The organism is Bradyrhizobium sp. TM102 (assembly GCF_009176685.1).
GTDB classification, from domain to species: Bacteria; Pseudomonadota; Alphaproteobacteria; order Rhizobiales; family Xanthobacteraceae; genus Bradyrhizobium; species Bradyrhizobium ottawaense.
The window spans coordinates 5314654-5336386 of sequence record NZ_AP021855.1; the positions used below are offsets into that span (position 1 = coordinate 5314654).

The window sequence follows — 21733 nt, forward strand, 5'->3', positions numbered from 1 at the left end:
CCCGCGATTTCCCGACTGAGATCACGGCAAAGCGCATGGGGAGATGCGACATGGATACCGTCAGGTGGATCATCTCCACCGCTCCCGAAATCTTTCTGCTGCTGGCCGTCGCCATCGGCACGATCCTGGGCCGAGTCCGGATCCGCGGCTTCGCCGTCGGGACCACGGCCTGCATCCTGATCGTTTCCGTGCTGCTCGGACAGCTCGGCAGTTTTGCGTTTCCGCCGCTGCTCCGCGTGATCCTGTTCAGCCTGTTCGTGTTCACGATCGGCTACCGGTCCGGGCCCGAGTTCTTCGCCTCCTTGAGCGTCCGCACGCTCGCGCAGGTCGCCATGGCGCTGGTGCTGGGCGGCACCGGTCTGGTCGTCGTCCTGTTGTTTGCCCACGGCTTCCGGCTCGATCCCGGCACCGCTTCGGGGATTGCGGCCGGAGCCTTGACGCAATCGTCGGTCATCGGCACCGCCTCGGGCGCACTGGCCCAGCTCGGCCTGTCCAAGGATGTGCTGAGCCAGCAGGAGGCGAACATCGCGGCGGGCTACGCCGTGACCTATGTGCTCGGCTATATCCTGACGCTGCTGTTCGTCCCCTTCGTCGCGCCGAAATTGATGCGGATCGACCTGAAGGCCGAGGCAAAGAAGCTCGAGGCGGAGCTTGCCGGCGGCGAACCGCCCAAAACCGAAAACCTCTCGTATCGCAAGTTCCAGGCCCGCGCCTATCGCGTGACCGCGGGCGCCGGGCGCACGGTCAAGTCGATCGAGGAGGAAATCGGAAGCCGCACGGTGGTCGAGCGCATCGTCCGCCAAGGCTCGGACATCGAGCCACATTTGGAGACCGAGCTCGAGGCCGGCGACGACATCGTCATCGCCGGCCGCACCGCGGTCATCGTCGCCGCCAAGCCGATCATCGGCACCGAGATCGACGCCGACGAAATCTTGAAGGCCGTCCCGGGCAACGTGCTGGAGGTGCTCGTGGACAATCGCCATCTCCACGGCCGCTCGATCCAGGAGATCGCAACGCGTGTCGGCACCGACGCCCGGGGCGTCTTTCTACGCGCACTCACCCGCATGGGCCGCGAGGTTCCCTTGAGCGCGGACACACGGATCTATGTCGGCGATGTCATGACGCTGGTCGGCAGCACGCGCAATATCGAACGTGCGGCAAAGGCCATCGGCCAGATCCTGCGGTCGGGTGATCGCGCCGACATTGCCTTTCTTGCCGCCGGCATTGCGGCCGGCCTGCTCGCGGGGCTCGTCAGCTTCAGGATCGGCGGCGTCGCGCTCACGCTCGGCGGTGGCGGCGGCGCGCTGATCGCGGGCCTCGTCTGCGGCTGGCTGCGGTCGCGCAAGCCGACCATGGGCGCATTGCCGCCGGCGGCGCAACAGACCCTGAGCGATCTCGGACTCGGCGGCTTCATCGCGGCGATCGGGCTCGGCAACGGCGCCGCGGCCTGGGCCGCGATCCAGGCCCACGGGCTGCTTCTGGTCGGCATGGGTCTTGTCATCACGCTCGTGCCGCTGATCGTCGCGACGCTGTTTGCCTTCTATGTGCTGCGCATGAACCCGGTCGTGACCTGCGGCGCACTGGCCGGCGCCATGACCGTGGATGCCGCGGTGACCGGCGCGTGCGAGGTGGCCGAGAGCCAGACGCCGGTCCTTGGCGTCGCCGTGCCATATGCGGTCGGAAACGTGGTGCTCACGGTGCTCGGGCCGATCATCGTCGCGGCAACCTACAGCGGATGACGGAGACCCATGATGCGGCGACCGGCCAGATCGGTGCTGGGATGTTTCGCGGCCATCTTGTTCGCGTGGGCCGCCTTCGCCGCGGCCGCGCGCGCGGAGGATGACCTCCGCATCCAGGAAGAGATCTGGGCGCTGCCACTAGCGCTTCCGATGTTCGCCTATCTGGTGCGTCCCGTCGGCGACGGCCCCTTCCCGCTCGTGATCATGAACCACGGCGTCTCGCTCAACCCGACCGACCGCAGCTTCTTTCCGCTGGTCGAATTCCGCGACGCCGCCCAATGGTTCGCAAGGCGCGGCTACCTCGTGGTGGCGCCGGTCGGCTCCGGCTATGGCGCAGCCGCCATCGACATTCCCGAGCGCGCGGTCTACGGACCGTTCTTCTCCAAGATCGGCAAGTGCAGCAATCCCAATTTCCACGACGCCGGGCTCGCGGTCGCCAAGGTCGACCTCGATATCATCGACTATCTGGTCGCCGAGAAGCGCATCATCCCCAAGGACGTGATCGTGATCGGGCAGTCCGCCGGTGGCTGGGCCTCGATCGCCTTGTCGAGCATGAACCCGCCGCAGGTGAAGGCCATCATCACCTTCGCTGCGGGCCGTGGTGGACGCGTCGGCGGCAAGCCGAACAACAACTGCGCCCCCGACAGACTGGTTGAGGCCACCGCGGATTTCGGCCGCACATCGCGTGTGCCGATGCTGTGGATCTATATCGAGAACGACACCTTCTTCGGGCCGGACCTATCGAAGCGCATGCATACGGCTTTCACCGCCGCCGGCGGCCGGGCCGAGTATCACCTGATGCCGCCGTTCGGCAATGAGGGCCATTTCTTCATCGGCTCGAGGGATGCCATCCCGCTCTGGTCGCCACTGGTAACGACGTTCCTCGACGCGCTGAAATAGATGCCAGATCCGGAGGCCCAATCATGCCCAATGCCCGTGACGGCCTTGCCAGTCTCCTGCTTATCGCCATCGCCGCCGCCACGGCGGCGCCCGGCCATGCCGCACCGAAGGGTGCCCAGGCCGAGAGGCCGGCCGAAGTCGCCACACGTGGTCAGCGTGAAGCAAAGGACATCAGCTACGGCGGTTGGCAGAAGCTCTGCTTCAAGGCAGGCGGCGCGCCCACACTGTGCCGGACCTCGATCACCGGCCAGTTCGCGACCGGACAGACGGCGGTGCGCGTCGATCTGATCGAACGCGAAGACGCCGCCGCGGCCCGGCTGCAACTGTTCGTGCCTGTCGGCATGTACCTGCAACAGTCGCCCAGGTTGAGCGTCGACCAGGGCGCGCCCTTCCGCCTGCCCTATACCTGGTGTCTCACCAATCTGTGCATCGCTGCCGATGTGGCGGCGCCGAAGATCATCAGGGAGATGGAGTCCGGCAAGACCCTGACGCTTGAACTGGTCGATTCGAACCTTCTCGCCATGACGACTTCAATTCCCCTGGCGCAGTTCACCACCGTCCGCAAAGGGACGCCAGCCAGGACGCTGGAGCAGGATATCGACGAATGACGGGGCGAGTTGATCTCAGGAGATGCCGGCGCGTTCAATGGATCCGATCAGCGACTCCGCCGTGAAGGGCTTGGTCAGATAGGCGAAGCAGCCGGACCCAAGCGCCGCAGCGCGGTTCGCCTGGCTGTCGTTGCCGGTGATGTAGATCACCGGCGCGGTGACGCCCTGCTCGGTCAAGCTTCGCCGCACGTCGATGCCGGATTTTCCACCAAGATCGATGTCGAGGACGATGCAGATCGCGGTGTGGAATTTGTCGTGTTGGAGCAAGGCCCCCGCGGACTCGAATAGCGTGGCGTCGAAACCGTGGCCGCGCAGCAACCTGTTCAGGCTGGCCCGCATGGACGGATCGTCATCGACGACAAAAACGGACCGGCATAGCGGCAAGGCGATCTGCCTTTCCAGGAGATGAACGAACTGAGAGCGCTGCAACGGCGGTGGGATACTGCATCCGCCTGCACTGCGTTGCCGACCCGGCGCCCGTGCATCATTGCGCACGCCTCGCCGTGCACTGTCAACACGCCTTGATACTGTCCTTTGGGGCAATCACACCGTGCGAACCGGGCTTGCGGTGAAGAAGCAGCTAATCCTCGTTCGTACCGAGCATTCCGAGCCGTTCCGCGATCGAAACGAGCTCCGCAAGCGAATGTACCTGCATCTTCTCCATGACCTGATGGCGGTGTGCTTTCACGGTGCGTTCGGTCGTCCCGAGTTCATGCGCAATCTGCTTGTTGATCCGGCCGCGCACGATGAGATTGAACACCTGTCGCTCGCGATGCGTCAGCGTGGCCAGATGGGTACGAAACGTCTCCAGCTTGCTGCGCTGGACGCGCGCCGTCCGCTGACCTGCCAGAGCGCGCTCGATCGCATCGATCAACTGCTCGGAGGATATCGGCTTGGTCAGGAAGTCTTCCGCACCCGCCTTGATCGCCCGCACGGTGGTCGGCGTGTCTGCATGCCCGGTCAGGAAGATAATCGGCAGCGTCGAGCCGGACGCGATCAATCGCGCCTGCAAATCGGGGCCGCTCAATCCTGGTATGCGCACGTCGAGCAGAATGCATCCGGCCTGCTCGGGATCCAGCGCGGTCTTCTCCAACTCCAGTGCCGACGCATAGGTCGCGACCTCATAGCCGGCGAGCTTCAGACGCCGTGCGATCGCGGTCCGAAAGGACTCGTCGTCATCAACCACGTGAACGAGACCCGACACCTTCAACCTCTCGGCCAGTTCCAGCGAGGACCATTGACGTCCTCTCGCTCGACAAAGTCGTCTTCAACAGTTTGAGAACCGAAATATCTGCTTGCAATGGGCCAAATCCCCGCAGCGACAGCGCTTTCTCATTCCGCGCACCAAGCGCCGGGGGGTTGTCCCTTGGTACAATGAACCTAGGGACAATGGATTGAAATACCGCCTTGGGCGTAAATCAACCCGGCGGGAGCGGAACAGCGCGGCGCATTCCCAGTAGCGAAAATACTTCGTCGGACGGACCAAATTCGGCGATGAGCTGAGGACCTGGCCCATGTTTGTTCGCATCACAACCGATTCCGCACTGCGTCCCAATTCCCTCCGTGACCTCGGCATGACCAGCGATTCAAATGCGCTCGTCAGTTTAAGCGAATTTTCGTACAGAAAAGGCACCGAGATTTACGGCGAGAAAGAGCCCGCCAAATATGTCTATCAGGTCAAGGCGGGCGCGGTGCGAAGCTACAAGCTGTTGTCGGATGGTCGCCGGCAGATCGGCGCATTCCACCTCATCGGCGACATCTTTGGGCTCGAGAACGGCGGGGAGCATCGATTTACGACGGAAGCGGTCGTCGACACCACGGTGCGCCTGATCAAGCGACAAAGTCTTGAAACAGTGGCCGAGAGCGATGCCATGGTGGCCAGAAACCTGCTCAGCATGACCACGAACAATCTCCAGCATGCGGAAGACCACATGCTGTTGCTCGGCCGCAAGACCTCGCTGGAGCGGGTCGCGGCGTTCCTGCTCGAGATGGACAAGCGGCTGACGGCGGCGGGCGTCATCGCGCTCCCGATGTCGCGACGCGATATTGCCGACTATCTCGGCTTGACGCTGGAGACCGTCTCGCGCGCTCTGTCGCGCCTGCACGAGCTCGGCATCCTCGGGTTCATCGGCAACACCCAACGGCAGATCGTGTTGCTCGACCGGAACCAGCTCGCCAGCCTCGATCTGCATCCTTGAACTGGCGAAACATCGGTCGCGGTTGCCGGAGATCCGGGGCGCCGTTCGCCGCGCCCTTCATGGCTGGCGTGAAACTGGGCCAGGCGCTTCAGTCAGTCCAAGATGCTCGAGCGTCTTGCGCAATACCTCGAAAAGAATGGCGGCGGACCAGCCGAACAACAGCACGCCATTCATGGCGGTGAACGGGCCGATCAGCCGCCATTCGCGCACCGGCGTGATGTCGCCATAACCGAGCGTGGTGTAGTTGACGAAAGCGAAGTAGAGCAGGTCAGTGTCGGCGGCGGCAGCCTGGACGATGCCGTAGGTCGCAGCCCACATCAGGATTTCCAGCATGTGCGCGACCTTCAACACCACGGCGGTCGCGATCATGACGCCCATCAGGTGCAATTTCGGTCGCTTGGAGTGACGCAAACCCGCGCTGCGCGCGATCCCGACGGCGACGACCGTTACGAGCGCGTGGAGTCCGATATTGATCATGCTGACCAGCGTGCCGGCGAGGAACTGTAGCATCATGGCAACCCACCCGCCCTCAATTTACCCCGGGACGTCTTACGTCCCCGCCAAACGATGCCAAAGGTCCGCCCGTCGACGCGCCGTCGCGTTTTCCCCTCGTCGGCTACGGCGAAGGCCTGGAAATTGACGTTAGCGAGCATGCCACACTCGCGCCAATCGGCCATGGCAGCGGTTGACTTAAGTCAATGCTGCTCCTACGGCCGGGAGATCGCCAGTGCCGATCCGGCCGGCGAGAGTTGCGACAGGACGGACGGGGTTGGTCAAGTCGGCGGAAAATTACCGGGGCGACTGAGCCTTACGGCTCTTTGATTGCGAGACGCGCGATGTTGAGCTGGTGAATCTGGCTGGTGCCCTCATAGAGGCGGACGAGCCGCATGTCTCTCTACCAACGCTCGATCAGCGCTAGCGGAGATGGCGGCCAAGGCCCGCCAGCATGGCTGGATCGACACCGAGCGACACGCGATTCGGGTTCATATCGAACGAGTGCTCCAAAACCATCATTATGACGTTAGCAAACGAGCCCGGCGTGATCTCAGTCGCGCTTGAGCCCGATCAACCTAATGATGGGAGCCAGTCGGGCCAGCTCGTCCGCGACCAGGTGCTGAAACTGGTCGGGACCTGAATCGACGTCCGGCTCCAGACCTTGCGAACGATAGCTTTCCTGCAACCGTGGATCTGCCATCGCAGTACGGGTCGCAGCAGCGATCCGCTCCACGATCACATCCGGGGTCGCTCTTGGAGCGAACAAGCCGAACCAGCCGGCATATCTGAGGCCCGGCATGCCGGATTCGATCACCGTCGGAATGTCCGGCGCGCCGCTCAGCCGCCGATCGCTCGTCACGGCGATCAGCCGCAGCTTGCCCGCATGGTGCAATTGCAGGATCTGGCTCGAGACCACGGCAATGACCGACGAGATCTGGCCACTGACGAGGTCGTTGGTGGCGGGGCCCATGCCTCGATAAGGAACGTGGACAAGGTCCGCTGCAACACCGGATTGCTGCCTGAACATCTCGCCGATGAGATGATTGCCGGTGCCCACCCCCGGAGTGCCATAGGACAGCCTGCCCGGATTGGCTTTCGCAAAAGCTGCCAGCTCTCGCAGGTCCTTCACAGGCAAGGAAGGATGAACCGCGAATGCCAGCGTGCTGGTGATCAGGCGATAGACGGCGCGGAAATCGCGAACCGTGTCGTAGGCAGGCTGCGCGGAGGACAACGGAATCATCACCTGGGTGCTGCCATTGCCGAGCAGAAGCGAATAGCCGTCGGGTGCGCTCTGCGCCACCGCGGCGGAGCCGATCGCACCGCCGGCGCCGCCGATATTCTCGACATAGATCGGCCCCAGCAGCGAGGTGATCCTGTCGGCCCAGGGACGGCCGATCTGATCACCGGCGGCACCAGCCGTATAGGGAATGATCAGCCTGATGGGACGGGAGGGATAGTCGTCGGCGGCTGCACAGCCGGGCCATGCGGCCAGCGCCATGATGCGCGTCGCCGTATCGAGCAGTTCTCGGCGTGAAAGGAGGGACATCTTCTGCGTATTCAGGACCGTCGCGGTCATCTTACACGAATGAAGGTCCTTGAAAATCCGCTCGGGGAGATCGCTGCCCTGCACTGTGCAGGCGACAAAGCGCCGCACCATCGCTATTCGCGTCCTCAGCAGCCGCGGCAGATCGATCCTTCGAGCATCTTCTCGAGTTGGGCGTCGTCCTTGTCGATTGTCGGGTCCGTGCCGAGCAACGGCCCCTTCGTCGCGCGATGACCGCTCTCGGACGATGGCAGCGCCGTGCCGAGCGAGTTCGTCCCCGGCACGGCGGCACTCGAGCCGAGCGCCCCGCCGCTCGTCATGGACATGTGCGAACCAATGCCGCCACGCGCGGACGCCGCGCCTGAGAGAGCAAGGCAGGCAACGATGCAGAGAAACGAAAGCTGTCTCATGGTCCACACTCCACATGTTGCATGACTTGTCATCTAGAACTGGACGCCGCGCGCAAACTGACCATGCACGATCGCGCGATCAATCATGACATCGGTGACAGAACTCCGTTTCGACGGCGCACTAGCAATCATCGACGGCGCGGCCATCGCTGACATTCGATCATCGTCTCGCAAGAGTGATGCATGTCCAGCGAGCTTTGCTGACCGCGCTGCTTATATGGCTTGGTATAGAACACACTTCCGGAAACGCCACCAGCCGAGCAGCGATCATCGCCAAGCGACTCTCCGCGCACACCAAGAAATGGAGAAGCGCTATGAGTGCATTCAAGATCCTGATTGCCGCGACACTGATTTCAACAGCGACGGCATCGTCGGCGTCCGCGGCCTGGTCCTTCGCCGACCAGGAGCCCGCTGCCTTTGCCTCGATGTATCCCGATCGCGACGTGCTGAATGGCGGCGCGTTGACTCCGGCGGGACGCATGGGGCTCGAACGTCCCGGCGGCGCCGCCCCCGTGTTCGGCGCGGTTCACGTTCATGACCACCACTGGCGCCAATGAGACAAGAACGATGTCTCGGGCGCGACCGATCGGAAGCGACAGTCCTTTGCTGAAATCCCCGGCATCCATGCGTGACCATGACTTCATGCAAAGACGAAAATGATCGTCGTTCGCATCCACATGTCTGGCCGGCGAGCCGAGGCGTTCCCGGCGTCGCTTTGTCAAGGAGACCTGCAAGACTACGCTGAAACTCTTTTCCGCCGGCTTGATCGCCACAGCCATGGTTGCCTCCCCCGCGATGGCTCGCGAAGGCAATACGAACGCGCGGCGGACGAATGTCGACGCCTACGCCTCGACGCAACGTATTCCGGTCACTGCCAAGCGCGGCTGCGTGAGGGCTCCGGACGTCGGCGCCTACGCATCCGCGCCATGGCGCCGTCCGCCCTGCGAGCCGACATCCGGCTACTGATTGCGCGCGCTGGACGACGCCCCCTCGGCACAAGGCAACTGCCGGCGCTGAGCTGAAGGGATCGTCACGCGGTCAGGAGGCTTGTCTGCCTCACGGATGGAAGGAAGAATGGCAACTTTCCCTGATGCTGCCATTCTTCCTTCCGGGATCGACACATATCGAATCGTTCGCTACGTCGCTGCCGCCGCCCAGCGAAGTGCCGGCCTCAAGGAAGAAGACTGCCGCGACCCAGCAGTTCGACGCGGCACGGCTTCCGTCAGCATCCCGTCGGCGGGATCGGCGACACTCCCGGCGTTGGCGCGGCACCCGACGCATTGGCCGGTAACATTGTCGCAGGCCACGCCAGGTTCATCGAAACCCCTTCCATGCAGGCGGAGCTGTTCGGACTAGGCACGACGGCATTTGGATCAATGCCAGTCCCGCCGGCCCCGCTGGTGTCCTCCAGGATCGTCCCAGGCACCGGATTGGCCGGCACTTGCGGGATCGAGAGCGGCAGAGACGCAGCACTCGTCGTCTGCCCTCCAGGCGTTGAACTGCAGGTGACTGTCGTTCCCGCGCCCGCGGGCGCAGCCGCAGGAATTGTCCCCGTGGAGCTGCTGATCTGCCCCATGACCGGAAGTACTGGAGCCACACTGCCCGGCATCGGCAGGCCCGTGCTCGACACGACCGGTATCGCCGGCGCCAATGCCGGAGAATTCGACGGCGGCGCGCAGACAACAACCGTACCCGGCGTCGTCGGATTAGAGGCGAGCGGAACCGGCGCCAGCGTCGTATCGGGTGCGCCGGGCTCGGTCGTTGCGGAAAACGGGCCAGGGCTGTTGAGCGGCGAGATGACGACAGCCCCCGGCACGGTTGGAAGACTCATTGCCGTGCTCCCGGTCGTTGCCACCTGGGCGTCGCTGGGACAACAGCCCAGCTGCAGGACAATCAGCGCGGCGGGTACGATCCGGATCATGCCCGTGCCCCTAGCTTGCGTCCTGCTTGCGAATGGCGACCTTGCTGCCCTCCGCCAGATTGATCGCCGGATTGAGCACGACCTGCTCGCCAGGCTGCACGCCGTCGCGGACTTCGACCGACGTACCGAAATCCCGCGCGATCGACACCTTCTGCAGATGAACGGTGCCATTCCGCACCACCACGACGTGAAGTCCGTTTTGATCGAAGACCAGCGCATCGGACGAAACCGTCATCGATGGGGTCTTGCGCGGGATCGACAGCTCGACCGTGCAATAGATGCCGGGACTTAAGGCTCCATCCGGATTCGGGACGTCGATCTCGGTCAGCAGCGTTCGGCTTCCCGGCTGCAACGCGGTTGCGATGCGCGTAACTTTGCCCGGAAACGTCCGGTCCGGAATCTCGGGGACGCGGATCTCGGCATCAACGCCCGGCGCGACTCCGAAGGCCTCGTCCTGTGGAACGAACACCTGCGTTCGGATCACGTTGGCATGCATCAGCGTGAACATGAAGGTCGATCCGGCCTGTACCAGGCTGCCATTGTCCACATTACGCTGCGTGATCACGCCGTCGAACGGCGCCACCACGCGCTGGTACGCCTTCTCCTGCTGAAGAACGCGAATCTGCGCTTCCTGCGCCGTGATATTCGATTGGGCCACATTCACGGCCGCCTGCTGGGCACGCAGTGTGAGACGGTCGTTGTCACCCTGCTGTGCCGTCAGCCAGCCCTGCTTGACCAGATTGCCATCCCGCGCATTGGTGACGTCGGCAAGCTCCCGGCTCGCCTGCGCCTGCTGCAGCGAGGCATGGTTCTGCGCCAGCGTCGCCTGGGCCTGCGCGATCTGCTGGTCGAGCTCCGGCGCGGTGATCTCCACCAGAAGGTCGCCCTTCTTCACCCGATCGCCGATATCCACGTAACGCTTCTCGATATAGCCGCTGGCCCGCGCGAAAATATTTGCCGCCTCGAATGCCGTCGTCGTCGCAGGCAAGGTGACCTTCATGATGTCGCTGCTGGGTCGAACCGTGGCCACCCGAACCTCCGGAACGGCGGTCCTGCTCTTCTCTGTCACTGCAGCGACGTCGCGCGCGGCCTGATAGTGCCGCCAGCCGCCGATACCAAGACCGCCTGCGAGCAGCAGGAGCACACCACCTCCGAGCAACACGCCGCCGTAGCGGCGCTGCGGCCGCCCGCCCCTTCCGGGCAATTCCACGATCCGGCAGCTCTCCGCATCAGATCGGTCCCTTGCGTCGTCATCATTGGTCCGCGCGCCAACATCGCTCATTTCGGTATCTCCTCGAATACGCCGTGATGAGGCCTGCCATCGTTGCGCTTGCGCAGCATGGCGAAGAGATAGGGCACGATCAGCAATGTCGTCGGCGTTGCAAACAGCAGCCCACCAATAACGGCACGCGCGAGCGCCGCGTTCTGCTCCTCGCCCGGGCCTCCGATCGCCATCGGGATCATGCCCACGATCATCGCGGCGGCCGTCATCAGGACCGGACGGATTCGCGTGCGACCCGCGCTCAACGCAGCCTGGAGGGCCGATTGCCCCTTCAGCTGCTCGTCACGCGCGAAGGTCACGAGCAGGATCGAATTGGCGGACGCAACCCCGACCGCCATGATCGCGCCCATCAGCGAAGGCACGTTCAATGTCGTTCCCGTGATGAACAACATCGTCACGATACCGCAGAAGGTTGCCGGCAGCGCCAGGATGACGACGAAGGGATCGCCGAAGTTCTGGTAGTTCACGACCATCAACAAATAGACCAGGATGGCAGCAAACAGCAGCCCGATCCCGAGATCGCGAAACGACTGATGCATGCTCTGGATCTGGCCCAGGACCTGGATCGAATTGCCGGGCTGGAGCTGCTTCTGCAGCGTCGCGGTCACCCTGTCGATATCGGCTGCGACGCTGCCGAGATCGCGGCCCTGGACGCTCGCATAGACGTCGAACACCGGCTGGACATTGGCCTGGTTCAAATTGGTGGGCACGGTGCCCCGCTTGAACGTTGCGACGTTGCTGAGCAGGCCCGGGACTGTCTGCCCGCTTGCAGCAAGCGAGGCCGAAACCGGTGTGTTACCCAAAGCGTTGAGCGAATTGGCCCTGTATTCGGGGGTCTGCACAGCCAGATAGTACGGGATGCCTGACGTCGGATCGGTCCAGAAATTGGGCGAGACCTGGGCGGACGAGCTGAGGCTGACATTGATGTTTGTCGCAACCGTGCTGGCATTGAGCCCGAGCTGCGCAGCGCGGGTGCGGTCTATGTCAGCGTAGAATGCGGGAGCGTCGACCTCCTGCTGAAGATGCGCATCGACGATCCCGGGAACTGCCGCCAGGCTCTTCTGCGCCTGCTTTGCGACCGCCAGATTGTTGGCGCCGTAGCCGGCCGTCCGGACGTCGATCTGCGCCGGCAGGCCGAAGTTCAGGATCTGCGTGACGATGTCGGCCGCCTGAAAATAGAACAGATCCTCGGGAAATGCGGATGGCAGCACCTGGCGCAACTTCTTGACATAATCCGCGGTCGGCCTGTGTCCGTCCTTGAGCGACACGAGGATGGTGCCGTCGTTCACCCCTATCGTCGAACCGTCGGTGAATGCCAGATTATAGGGGCGCGCCGGCAGTCCGATATTGTCGACGATCAGTGCCCGGTCCTTGTCCGGAATGACTTCGCGGATCTTGTCCTCGACCGCCTGGAAGATCGCCTCCGTGTGCTCAATGCGGGTGCCGGCGGGTGCGCGAACATGGAGCTGGATCTGACCACCGTCGATCAAGGGGTAGAAGTCCCTGCCGACGTAGATGAACATGACGCCCCCGAGAGCCAGCATCAGCGCGGCCACCACCGGGACGATGCTCCGGCGCCGAAGTAAAACCATCAGGAGATCGGAATAGCCGTCGCGCAGCCGCTCAAATCCACGCTCGAACATGGTGGAGGCCCTCGCGAAAATCCCGGACGGACTCTCGTCCTTGGAATGGCGCCGCTCGCCCTTCAGCAGCAGACCGATCGTGATCGGTGTAAGCGTCCGCGACAGCCCGTATGACGCCAGCATCGCGAACACCACCGCCAGACCGAGCGGAGTGAAGAGGTACTTGGCCGGTCCCTGCAGGAACACCACCGAAGTGAACACGCAACTGATCGCGAGCGTAGAGACGAGCGTCGGCACCGCGATTTCGGCTGCGCCATGCAGCGTTGCGTCCGACAGCGGCATCCCCTCCTCCGTCCAGAGCCGATGCGTGTTCTCGATCGTCACCGTCGAATCGTCGACCAGTATGCCGACCGCAAGCGCGAGTCCCCCCAGCGTCATCGTGTTGAGGGTCTCTCCCAGAAAATGCAGAACAACGAGCGAGGACAGCATCGCGAGCGGGATCGAGATCAGGACGACGAGCGTCGACCGCCACGATCCGAGAAACACCAGGATCATCAGCGCCGTGAGGCCCGCCGCGATCGCGCCTTCCCGCAGCACGCCGTCGACCGAATGGGTGACGAAGACAGATTGATCGAACAGCTCATTGATCTTCAGCCCGGCAGGTGCCGAGGCCCGAATCGACTTCAAGGCTTGCTTGACACCGTTGACGACCGCAAGTGTCGAAGCGTTGCCGTTCTTGATCACGCTGAGCAGGACCGAACGATGGCCGTCCTCGCGCACGATGTTCTGCTGCACCTGTGATCCATCGCGGACCTGGGCAACATCTTTCAGCAGGATCGTGGCGCCATTCGCGAACTTGACCGGGATCATATTGAGATCCTTGATCGAGGCCGGTGTCGCATTGGTTCGGACGGTGTACTGGGTGTCGCCGATCTTCGCCGTGCCTGTCGGCAGCGTCAGGTTCTGGGTATTCACTGCATTGACGATGTCGAGCGGCGTCAGTCCGCGCGACAGCAGCTTGTTCGGATCGATGTCGACCATGATCTGACGATACTTGCCGCCCGCAGGCGTTGGCAGCGTCACCCCGGGGACAGGAGCCAGCTGCTGCCGGATCCGGTAGATGCCGAAATCGTATAATTGCTGTTCGTTCAGCTTGTCGGACTCGAGGCTGAGCTGCAGCACCGGCACGCTCGAGGCATTGAACTGCACGATGACCGGCGGCTGAATACCCGGCGGCATCAAGGCGCGGATGGCGTTCGTCGCCGAGACGATCTGCGAGATCGCGAGATCGAGATTGACGTCCGGCTGGAAGTAGATCTTCTGAACCGACAAGCCGTTGAGCGTCTGCGCCTCGATGTTCTTGATGCCGCTGACATTGGCGCTGATCGAATACTGGCTGTACGTGCTGACACGCTGCTCCATCTCCGGAGTGGAGAGGCCGGTGTAACTCCAGATGACGGTGACGACGGGAATGCGGATCTCGGGAAAGACGTCCGTCGGCATCGACCAAATCGCGATGCCGCCGAGAAACAGGATCAGCGCCGCAAGCACGTAGAACGTATGCGGAAACCGCAGCGCAAATCGAACAATTCCCATGATGACTTCCGCCTGAAGACGATTGCGCCTAACTTCGAACAGATGATGACGAGCCGGCATCCGTTCAAATGAAAACTAATTCAGGACGTCTTGCCGGAACGACTGCGCTCGGCCGCGTCCATCACCGGTTCTCGATCGCTCAGAGAGACGTGAGTTCTTCCGGTGCGGATTCCGTAACGCCACGAGAATAATCACGCGGCGCGGGAGATACGCGTCCGCGCGATTCGAAAGCGCACGCCGCATTCTGCGCCGCCAGTACCGCGGCCCGTCTGACCCTTGCGAATGCGCAGATCTCGATCTGCCGGACCCGCTCGCTCGAGATGGAGAGTTCACGACCAAGCTGTTCGAGCGTGCGGGGGTGCTCAGCCAGCCGCCTCGCCTCCAACACGCGCCGCTCGCGCTCCGTAAGGACATCGAGTGCCAGGCGCAACGCGTTGGTGCGACGCTCTGTCTGTTCCTGCTCGGCGATGACCGTCTCGGCGTCGATTGCATCGTCAACCAGCAAGCTCTGCCACTCGGCTCCCTCCTCGTCGCATCCAACGCGCGCATTCAGCGAGAGGTCGCCGTTCAAGCGGGAGTCCATCTCGATCACGTCGCGCGTCGCAACGTCGAGCCTCCCGGCAATCATCCTGGCAGCCTCCAGCGTGAGGCCCGCCATCTCACCGCCTGTCGCTCTCCTCATCTCGCTGCGGAGCCTGAAGAACAGCTTCCTCTGGGCCGTCGTCGTACCGATGCGGACCAGCGACCAGGACCGCAGGATGTACTCGTGAATGGTTGCTTTGACCCACCACACTGCATAGCTGGAAAACCGCGCGCCGCGATCGGCCTCGAAACGGGAGGCCGCGATCACGAGCCCGAGATTTGCTTCAGCAATGAGATCAGCCAGCGGAAGGCCATAACCCCTGTAACCTCGCGCCAACCTTGCTGCGAGGCGGAGGTGACTGGTGACGAGCACGTTGGCGGCGTCAGGATCCCGCGTTTCCTGCCAACGACGTGCCAGCCGCTGCTCCTGATCAGGCTGCAGCAGATCATACCGCCTGATGGCTGCTGCGTAGGCATTGACCGCGCTCGCCGACGGAGTTCGGCCGAACGTCGAGGTCTTGGTTCTCACGATCACGCGACGAGTTTGCATCCACTGCTCCCGCGCTCGAACTTGGCGAGTCAGCGTAGGAGGCCTTCGCGCGGAGCTGCCACTAAATTGGACTTGAGAATCCTGAATTCGTTTTCAGGCATCTCGACTTTCCCCGTTCGCGAGCCACGCATCACCGCCGACGTTACGTCCGGTCAAGCCTCGCGTGACGCGCGATCTCGAGGTGCTGGGGCGCGGTCCCTTTGCTCCTGTCGAGACAAGGATCTCGACCCTCCCTCCGGGGGGCGGGTAAATGATCAGCCTGAAACCGTGAAGCTTGACGATGGCAGCCACCAGGCTCAGTCCCAGTCCTACCCCGGGCGTGTGGCGCATCTTGTCGGAACGATAGAAGCGCCGCAGCACGGCCTCACGTTCCTGCTCGTTGATGCCAAGCCCGGTATCGCTCACGCGCACGAACGCGGTCTTGTCGGTCGACACCAGCTCGAGCCTGACCATTCCGCCCGCGGGCGTGAACTTGACGGCATTGTCCACGAGATTGGCGACCGTCTCGAATAGCAGGTCGCGATCGCCCCATACCTGCACCTTGCGATCGATGGCGACGCCAAGCGCGACGTTCTTGTCTTCGGCAATGGGCTCGTAGACGTCGCAGACCTCGCGCAGGATCTCGTCGAGCGCGACATCGCCGAAACCGGCCATCCGGCGGTTGTTCTCGATCTCAGCCAAACGCAGCAACGCGGTGACGATTGCGAGCGACTGATCGATCCCGGCGACCGCCTTGTCGACGACCTCATGGAGTTGCTCCAGCGTGGCCGCGTGCGTGCGGCCTCTCTCCAGCGCCAGCCGGGCACGGGTGAGCGGTGTCCTGAGATCATGAGCAATGTCGTTACCGACGCCAGTCAGGGCGTTGATCATCGTCTCCATTTCGTCGAGCATCCCATTGACGATGCCGGCCAGCCGCGCGAACGGATCATCCACATTGTCCTGTGGTAAACGCTCGCGCAGATCACCGGCCACGATCCGTCGGACCCGCTGGTTCACTTCCTCCACGCGCCTCTGGGCACGGATGCTCAAGCACGCTCCGGCCAGCAGGCAGAGGCAAAATGCCGGCAGCAGGCCGAGCGCGAGAGCCTGCCCCACGACACTCGATATCTCGCGCGTCTCATCGACATTTCTCCCCATGACCAGGATGGCTCCGCCCTCCAGGCGCCTGGCCGCCGCCCTGACAACCGGATCGTGGTCAGTCGATTGCGTGATGCGATCGAGCCGCACCCCCTGCACCACCCCGTCGAGCTCGAGCTCCTGCGGCACGCGCTGGATGTTGCCGGCAAGCCGGGCTCCGGCGACGTCGAACAGTCCCGCGTACTGCACGCCCCTGGAGTCCTGTTCGAGGTGATCGGTGATCGCGTTGACACGGCGGGCCGAAGGCAGCCTGGCCAGGAAGTCGATCTGCGTCGTGATCATCCGATCCGACCGGACGATCAGATAGTCATCGATCTTCCAATAGATGAACGCGAACAGCCCGACCACGAACAGCGCAAAGGCCGCCGCCACCGCCAAGGCCCAGAGAAACGTGTTCGAACGAATAAAGTGGAACTGGCGCATCGGTTCGACGCTCGATAGTCGTGCATGCTGCGCGATTTCGGGAGTGACCGCCGCAGCTATTGGCGCACGCGCAGCAGGAATCCCGATCCTCGAACGTTATGGATGAGTTGCATCTCCCCGGGGCCGTCGACCTTGTGACGGAGCCGGCCCATATGCACGTCGATCAGGTTCGTGGTTGCAGGAACGAATTTATAGTTCCAAACCTCCTCGAGCAGCATCGCACGCGTCAACAGCTGGTCGCTGCGACGCATCATGTATTCGAGCAGGCGGAACTCGCGCGGCAGCAGATCGATCTCACGCTCGCCGCGCCGCGCGGTCCGGTCGATCAGGTCGAGCTCCAGCGGCCCGGCGCGCAGTGTGGTTTCTCGACTGTCGGTCGGACGGCGCAGCAATGCCTCTACGCGAGCGACGAGCTCGATGAGCGCGAACGGCTTGGTGAGATAGTCGTCTCCTCCCATGCGCAAGCCGCGCACCCGGTCATCGACCGCGCCGAGAGCGCTCAGCACCAGGACGGGCGTTCCGACCTCGTCCTTGCGCAACGCCTCGATGACGGTCAGCCCATCCATTCCGGGCAGCATGCGATCGACGATCAAGGCATCTGGACATGACGAGCGCGCCCGATCGAGACCATCGATGCCATCGGGCGACCACTGAACCTCGAAGCCACGATCCGCAAGCTCGGCGATGACCGACTCGGCGGTCTCGGCGTCGTCCTCGATCAGAAGAATCCGCGTCATTGTCCCGGTCCCACCTCCTGGGAGGCGCTTCGGCCTGCGGCGACGAAGCATGGGTTCGGCGGCTCTTGTCGTCATATTCCACGCCCATTGCGCCCGAAGGCGCCGTGCTGAGCCTGCATGCGATGAACCGCTCGCCCTGCGGGGACATAGTCCGGCTCAGGATGGAACACCACTAAATTGCAATTCAGGAAGCCTGGGAGGCCGGCCAGCGACGATGCGCGAGCAGAAAGGTGTGCTGTGGTCGTGGTCATCTCCCATCTCCGTCCGGGACTCGCGATGCACCATAGATATGTTCTCGATGGGTCCGTCGTTACGCGCAAGGATGGGATTCTGCGGCGAACATTGCGGATTCGCACGATCGTCGCCGCCATGCGAATAGCGATCACGGGCCGTTGAACTCCGGTGAGCAATTCGTGCATTTTGTTGGGTCGCGATCGTCCGCACCTCCTTGGGGAGCCGGCTTGGTCTGCCTGCTGTCATCAAAGGAGAAGCCACAATGTCTACCCTCAAGCTCTTGTCGACCGGATTGATCGCAGTCGCCATGCTGGGAGGACCTGTCATGGCACGCGAACGGCATGCCGTCGTGCGGCCGTCCTCCATGGAAGCCAATCCGGCCGCATCGAACGCATCCCTCTATCGGGATGGTCGCGCCTGCGTTCCGGCGCCGCGTGTTGGCGCATTTGCGACGGCGCCGTGGACCGGCGACAACGTCCCGTGTGAGCCGGGCACCGGAAGCTTCTGATCGCTACGGCTTTTGCGGCCGACCGGGCACCTCGGTCGGCCGACCGCATCACCTTGCCGATCGGCCCTCGCCTTCCTGAAACCGAATTTAGTGGGATTGACGAACGCGGTTCCTATCTTCCTTTCATCACGAAGCTTGGCGACACCACGACGCTGAAGCGAACTGCAGGGATCGCCGGGCACCTTGATAGAAAAGGAGTGCTCCCATGAAACGAGTATTGATGATTTTGGCCACAGCGGCACTTGCCTCGACGTTGACCGTCGGGGCGGCCGAGGCACGCGGCGGCGGTGGCGGAGGCGGCCACGGTGGTTTTGGCGGCGGCGGCTTTGGCGGCGGACATATGGGCTTTGGCGGGGGAGCGCATTTCGGCGGCATGGCCCATGCCGGCGGGTTCGGCGGAGGATTCCACCCCGGCGGGACCGCGGCATTCGGTGGCGGACAGCGCTTTGACGGAGGCCATCTCGGTCTCGGCGATCACATCGCCTCCCGCGGCACAGGCCTCAGTCACCAAGCACTGCATCAGTATGGTCGCTATCGGTCCGCGTATGGATTCTACGGCGCCTATCCCGACTGCTACGACTGGTACGACCTGCATCCCAACGCGCCGTTGCCGCTGAGCTGCGGCTGATTTGCGAGCGCAGGCCCCTGCCTTCGGCCCGGATCTGGCCTGAGCCGATCCGGGCCGAGGGCCTCCTGACATTCCTTGCGACGACCGCCGCGATCAACGCGGCGGAGACACCTCAGAACTGCACACCGCGCGTCAGGGCACCGTCGACGACGAGGTTCGTTCCCGTGATGAAGCTCGCGGCACGACTTGCGAGGAATACGACCGCGTTGGCCATCTCCTGCGGGGTCCCCATCCGGCCCATGGGATTGAGCGCAAGCGCCGTCTTGTAGAGCTCGGGATTGTTGTCCTTGATCGTGTTCCAGCCCCCGCCTTCGAAATAGGTGTTGCCCGGCGAGACCGTGTTGGCGCGAATGCCCTTGTGTGCAAGCTGATTGGCGAGACCTTGCGTGTAGTGGATGATGGCGGCCTTGAAGGTGCCGTAGGGGCCGGCCGCGAAATCGACCTCGCGCCCGGAAACGCTCGATATGGCGACGATCGCACCGGCGTCGCTCTTCTCGAGATAGGGCATGGCCGCATTCACCAGCCGGACCGTGCCCATCATGTCGGTCGAAAATTCCCTCGCCCAGCTTTCATCGTCCTGCCCGATAGCCAGCGCACTCACATTCGCCACGACGACGTCGATCCCGTCCAGTTTGGTCGCCATGTCGACCACCCAGGCCCTGAGCGCCGCACCATCGGCAACGTCGACCGAGGCACCAAAGGCGGCCACGCCTTTGCTCTTGAGCGCTGCAACAGTGCTGTCGACATCCGCCTGATTGCGCGCACAAATGCCGACATTCGCGCCCTCCGCCGCAAAGGTCTCGGCGATCGCGCGACCGATCCCCTTGGTGCTGCCGGTGACGAGAACCTTGGCGCCCGAAAGTCCTAGATCCATGATCGGTTCCTTTTCTTTTCCTGCAGTCTCGCACGTTCAATGGTTATTCGCCACCGCCCTGACCAATCCCCGATAGCTGTGCGGCATCCGCATCGAAACGAGATCCTTTCGGCGCACGACGTTGGTCGGATAAACGCTGTCGAGATTGGTGGTGTCGACCAGAGCCGTGGCAAGGCCCGTATCGTCAGCTGCAATCGCCTCGCGGCGCGGAAACTCGAAGGTATCGGGGCCGAAGACGCCGCTGAGGCCGGGATAGCCGTGTTCGGGATCGAACACATTGGCAAACGCCAGAAACACATTGTTCTCGCCGGCGCGGACGCGGAAGTGATGCCAATGATGCGGATCGGCGCCGGTCGGAATCGGCGCCGACTGCTGGACCGCCGTCCCCGCATGTGGCGATCCAAAGGGGCCCTTGACTGCTGCGCAGCACGCGATGACGTCGCAACCGCGAAGCGCGAGCACCCTCCCCGCTTCCGGAAATGCCGCATCGTGGCCGATCAGCAGGCCGATGCGCCCGACAGGCGTGTCGACGACAGCCCAGTCATCGCCAGCCGTGGCCCAGCTCCGCTCCTCTTCCGTCAAATGCGTCTTGCGATAACGCGTGATCCTTCCATCCGGCGTGAACAGGCAGGCGCTGTTGTAAACGGCATCGCCCGAGCGTTCGGCTATTCCACAAACGATGTAGATCTCGAGCTGCGCAGCGAGCGCGTGCAGACTGTCCGTGGCAGGTCCCGGTATCGGCTGGGCCGATTTCGCCGAACCTGCCAGGCCGGTGACCGCGAGTTCCGGGAATACCACGAGATTGGCACCGTCGGCCTTGGCCCGGCGGGCAAGATTCGCGATCGCCTCGAGATTTCCTGAAATGCTGTCACCAGGTGCGAATTGGGCCACGCTGACGCGCGAGCGCATTCCGTCAGGCCAGGGCTCGTGACCATAGAGCCCGAAGAACGCGCGCGGATTCCAGCTAAAGGTATCGGTCAGCAACTCCGGATACAGCTCGGGCCGACGCTGAACGAAGACCGGCTCACCGAGCACGCGGCGCGCACGAGCCATGTCGAGATCGATCTCGGCCAGAGCGAACCCGTCGCCCTTGTCGAGGACCGTGACCACCTCGCCATCCGGCGCGATCACGCAGCTCCCACCGCTGAACTGGACGGTGCGCTCCAGCCCCCAGCGGTTACTCTCGATCACGTAACAACCGTTCTCGAAGGCTCGGCTGATCCAGTAAGGCGCCGGCGTTCGCTCCGCGAGCCAGTTGGAGATATGGCAGATGACATCCGCGCCCCCCAGCGCCATCAGCCGTGCGGTTTCCACAAAATGGATGTCCATGCAAATGAGGAGTGCAATCCGTCCGATCGGCGTATCGAAGACCTGGTTGTGCAGGTCGCCCGCCGCCGCCCATTTCGGCTCCGAGATATAGGGATGGGTCTTGCGATGGCGGCCGACGATGCCATCAGGCCCGATCAAGACGGCCGAGTTGAAGTAGATGTAGTCCTCGTCGACTTCGGGCATGCCGACCACGAGGTAGCAGTCGTACTTGCGTGCCAGCGCCGCGAAGCGGTCGGTGGTCGGCCCCGGAACCTTCTCGACAAAGGGCCGAACCTCGGCCCGGTTGAACCAGCAATAGCCCGTGGTTCCCATTTCCGGCGTGACGATGAGCTTCGCGCCGGCCGCCGCTGCCTGTTCGCAGAGTTCGAGCAGGCGCGCGATGTTGCGCTCCTTCTCGAACATTGTCGGCTCGAACTGGACAGTGGCGACCTTGTGCACGGACGGCATGATCGACAT

Annotated in this window: 19 protein-coding genes; 7 read left to right on the forward strand and 12 right to left on the reverse strand. The window is 63.3% G+C overall.

Annotated features, from left to right (window positions below; all coding sequences use genetic code 11):
• The first annotated feature begins 50 nt into the window (after window positions 1–50).
• The 3 genes from GDN70_RS25455 to GDN70_RS25465 are packed head-to-tail and all read left to right on the forward strand — an operon-like array spanning window position 51 to window position 3247.
• Complete coding sequence (locus tag GDN70_RS25455) at window positions 51–1739, forward strand: aspartate:alanine exchanger family transporter (protein ID WP_038947990.1); 1689 nt, start codon at window positions 51–53, stop codon at window positions 1737–1739.
• 9 nt (window positions 1740–1748) lie between these two features.
• Window positions 1749–2639 (forward strand): alpha/beta hydrolase family protein, encoded by an 891-nt coding sequence (locus GDN70_RS25460; RefSeq protein WP_371731407.1) that lies wholly within the window; start codon window positions 1749–1751, stop codon window positions 2637–2639.
• Window positions 2640–2662: 23 nt separating this feature from the next.
• The gene (locus GDN70_RS25465) at window positions 2663–3247 is read left to right on the forward strand and encodes an invasion associated locus B family protein (RefSeq protein WP_152103181.1); all 585 of its coding nucleotides are present in this window, start codon (window positions 2663–2665) and stop codon (window positions 3245–3247) included.
• A 15-nt stretch (window positions 3248–3262) separates the two neighbouring features.
• On the opposite strand, the gene GDN70_RS25470 is transcribed toward GDN70_RS25465, so the two are convergent.
• Both GDN70_RS25470 and GDN70_RS25475 read right to left on the reverse strand, forming a co-directional pair.
• Window positions 3263–3586 (reverse strand): response regulator transcription factor, encoded by a 324-nt coding sequence (locus GDN70_RS25470; protein ID WP_244625824.1) that lies wholly within the window; start codon window positions 3584–3586, stop codon window positions 3263–3265.
• Between the two features lie 241 nt (window positions 3587–3827).
• Window positions 3828–4451 carry a response regulator transcription factor gene (locus GDN70_RS25475; protein WP_038970510.1) on the reverse strand — a complete coding sequence of 208 codons (624 nt, stop codon included), beginning with the start codon at window positions 4449–4451 and terminating at the stop codon, window positions 3828–3830.
• A 310-nt stretch (window positions 4452–4761) separates the two neighbouring features.
• On the opposite strand from GDN70_RS25475, the gene GDN70_RS25480 reads away from it, so the two are divergent.
• The gene (locus GDN70_RS25480) at window positions 4762–5445 is read left to right on the forward strand and encodes a helix-turn-helix domain-containing protein (protein ID WP_038947987.1); all 684 of its coding nucleotides are present in this window, start codon (window positions 4762–4764) and stop codon (window positions 5443–5445) included.
• Between the two features lie 57 nt (window positions 5446–5502).
• Here GDN70_RS25480 and GDN70_RS25485 read toward each other — a convergent pair whose 3' ends face one another.
• From GDN70_RS25485 to GDN70_RS25495, 3 genes are all read right to left on the reverse strand, one after another.
• The gene (locus GDN70_RS25485) at window positions 5503–5958 is read right to left on the reverse strand and encodes a potassium channel family protein (protein WP_152103182.1); all 456 of its coding nucleotides are present in this window, start codon (window positions 5956–5958) and stop codon (window positions 5503–5505) included.
• A 532-nt stretch (window positions 5959–6490) separates the two neighbouring features.
• Window positions 6491–7486, reverse strand: coding sequence for a tripartite tricarboxylate transporter substrate binding protein (locus GDN70_RS25490; RefSeq protein ID WP_152103739.1), 996 nt, complete (start codon window positions 7484–7486; stop codon window positions 6491–6493).
• Between the two features lie 125 nt (window positions 7487–7611).
• A complete protein-coding gene (locus GDN70_RS25495; protein WP_038947983.1) occupies window positions 7612–7893 on the reverse strand; it encodes a hypothetical protein in 282 nt (93 codons plus the stop codon).
• Window positions 7894–8207: 314 nt separating this feature from the next.
• On the opposite strand from GDN70_RS25495, the gene GDN70_RS25500 reads away from it, so the two are divergent.
• The gene (locus GDN70_RS25500; RefSeq protein ID WP_028142517.1) at window positions 8208–8450 is read left to right on the forward strand and encodes a hypothetical protein; all 243 of its coding nucleotides are present in this window, start codon (window positions 8208–8210) and stop codon (window positions 8448–8450) included.
• Window positions 8451–9824: 1374 nt separating this feature from the next.
• Here GDN70_RS25500 and GDN70_RS25515 read toward each other — a convergent pair.
• From GDN70_RS25515 to GDN70_RS25535, 5 genes are all read right to left on the reverse strand, one after another.
• Window positions 9825–11096, reverse strand: coding sequence for an efflux RND transporter periplasmic adaptor subunit (locus GDN70_RS25515; protein WP_152103184.1), 1272 nt, complete (start codon window positions 11094–11096; stop codon window positions 9825–9827).
• Window positions 11093–14275 (reverse strand): efflux RND transporter permease subunit, encoded by a 3183-nt coding sequence (locus GDN70_RS25520; RefSeq protein ID WP_152103185.1) that lies wholly within the window; start codon window positions 14273–14275, stop codon window positions 11093–11095. Before GDN70_RS25520 ends, GDN70_RS25515 begins: the two co-directional genes overlap by 4 nt.
• 139 nt (window positions 14276–14414) lie before the next feature.
• The gene (rpoH, locus tag GDN70_RS25525; protein ID WP_152103186.1) at window positions 14415–15407 is read right to left on the reverse strand and encodes an RNA polymerase sigma factor RpoH; all 993 of its coding nucleotides are present in this window, start codon (window positions 15405–15407) and stop codon (window positions 14415–14417) included.
• Between the two features lie 93 nt (window positions 15408–15500).
• On the reverse strand, window positions 15501–16967 hold the full coding sequence (locus GDN70_RS25530; RefSeq protein ID WP_152103187.1) for a HAMP domain-containing sensor histidine kinase: 1467 nt from the start codon (window positions 16965–16967) through the stop codon (window positions 15501–15503).
• A gap of 56 nt (window positions 16968–17023) precedes the next feature.
• Window positions 17024–17704, reverse strand: coding sequence for a response regulator transcription factor (locus GDN70_RS25535; RefSeq protein ID WP_028142513.1), 681 nt, complete (start codon window positions 17702–17704; stop codon window positions 17024–17026).
• 496 nt (window positions 17705–18200) lie between these two features.
• Here GDN70_RS25535 and GDN70_RS25540 point away from each other — a divergent pair, with 496 nt between their 5' ends.
• Together GDN70_RS25540 and GDN70_RS25545 are read left to right on the forward strand one after the other, a co-directional pair.
• Window positions 18201–18446: a hypothetical protein gene (locus GDN70_RS25540; RefSeq protein WP_028142512.1), complete on the forward strand. Its 246-nt coding sequence runs from the start codon at window positions 18201–18203 to the stop codon at window positions 18444–18446.
• A gap of 205 nt (window positions 18447–18651) precedes the next feature.
• Entirely contained in the window at window positions 18652–19074 is a 423-nt protein-coding gene (locus GDN70_RS25545; protein ID WP_028142511.1) for a hypothetical protein, read from the forward strand.
• 112 nt (window positions 19075–19186) lie between these two features.
• Here GDN70_RS25545 and GDN70_RS25550 read toward each other — a convergent pair whose 3' ends face one another.
• A complete protein-coding gene (locus GDN70_RS25550; protein WP_152103188.1) occupies window positions 19187–19948 on the reverse strand; it encodes an SDR family NAD(P)-dependent oxidoreductase in 762 nt (253 codons plus the stop codon).
• A gap of 36 nt (window positions 19949–19984) precedes the next feature.
• On the reverse strand, window positions 19985–21724 hold the full coding sequence (locus GDN70_RS25555; protein WP_152103189.1) for a nitrilase-related carbon-nitrogen hydrolase: 1740 nt from the start codon (window positions 21722–21724) through the stop codon (window positions 19985–19987).
• Window positions 21725–21733 lie beyond the last annotated feature (9 nt).

What these genes read in the sequence shown, in the direction of transcription:
- GDN70_RS25455 (WP_038947990.1), top strand. Translation starts at nt 51, where the DNA reads ATGGATACCGTCAGGTGGATCATCTCCACCGCTCCCGAAATCTTTCTG.
- GDN70_RS25460 (WP_371731407.1), top strand. Translation starts at nt 1,749, where the DNA reads ATGATGCGGCGACCGGCCAGATCGGTGCTGGGATGTTTCGCGGCCATC.
- GDN70_RS25465 (WP_152103181.1), top strand. Translation starts at nt 2,663, where the DNA reads ATGCCCAATGCCCGTGACGGCCTTGCCAGTCTCCTGCTTATCGCCATC.
- GDN70_RS25470 (WP_244625824.1), bottom strand. Translation starts at nt 3,586, where the DNA reads ATGCGGGCCAGCCTGAACAGGTTGCTGCGCGGCCACGGTTTCGACGCC.
- GDN70_RS25480 (WP_038947987.1), top strand. Translation starts at nt 4,762, where the DNA reads ATGTTTGTTCGCATCACAACCGATTCCGCACTGCGTCCCAATTCCCTC.
- GDN70_RS25485 (WP_152103182.1), bottom strand. Translation starts at nt 5,958, where the DNA reads ATGATGCTACAGTTCCTCGCCGGCACGCTGGTCAGCATGATCAATATC.
- GDN70_RS25490 (WP_152103739.1), bottom strand. Translation starts at nt 7,486, where the DNA reads ATGTCCCTCCTTTCACGCCGAGAACTGCTCGATACGGCGACGCGCATC.
- GDN70_RS25495 (WP_038947983.1), bottom strand. Translation starts at nt 7,893, where the DNA reads ATGAGACAGCTTTCGTTTCTCTGCATCGTTGCCTGCCTTGCTCTCTCA.
- GDN70_RS25500 (WP_028142517.1), top strand. Translation starts at nt 8,208, where the DNA reads ATGAGTGCATTCAAGATCCTGATTGCCGCGACACTGATTTCAACAGCG.
- GDN70_RS25515 (WP_152103184.1), bottom strand. Translation starts at nt 11,096, where the DNA reads ATGAGCGATGTTGGCGCGCGGACCAATGATGACGACGCAAGGGACCGA.
- GDN70_RS25520 (WP_152103185.1), bottom strand. Translation starts at nt 14,275, where the DNA reads ATGGGAATTGTTCGATTTGCGCTGCGGTTTCCGCATACGTTCTACGTG.
- rpoH (WP_152103186.1), bottom strand. Translation starts at nt 15,407, where the DNA reads ATGCAAACTCGTCGCGTGATCGTGAGAACCAAGACCTCGACGTTCGGC.
- GDN70_RS25530 (WP_152103187.1), bottom strand. Translation starts at nt 16,967, where the DNA reads ATGCGCCAGTTCCACTTTATTCGTTCGAACACGTTTCTCTGGGCCTTG.
- GDN70_RS25535 (WP_028142513.1), bottom strand. Translation starts at nt 17,704, where the DNA reads ATGACGCGGATTCTTCTGATCGAGGACGACGCCGAGACCGCCGAGTCG.
- GDN70_RS25540 (WP_028142512.1), top strand. Translation starts at nt 18,201, where the DNA reads ATGTCTACCCTCAAGCTCTTGTCGACCGGATTGATCGCAGTCGCCATG.
- GDN70_RS25545 (WP_028142511.1), top strand. Translation starts at nt 18,652, where the DNA reads ATGAAACGAGTATTGATGATTTTGGCCACAGCGGCACTTGCCTCGACG.
- GDN70_RS25550 (WP_152103188.1), bottom strand. Translation starts at nt 19,948, where the DNA reads ATGGATCTAGGACTTTCGGGCGCCAAGGTTCTCGTCACCGGCAGCACC.
- GDN70_RS25555 (WP_152103189.1), bottom strand. Translation starts at nt 21,724, where the DNA reads ATGCCGTCCGTGCACAAGGTCGCCACTGTCCAGTTCGAGCCGACAATG.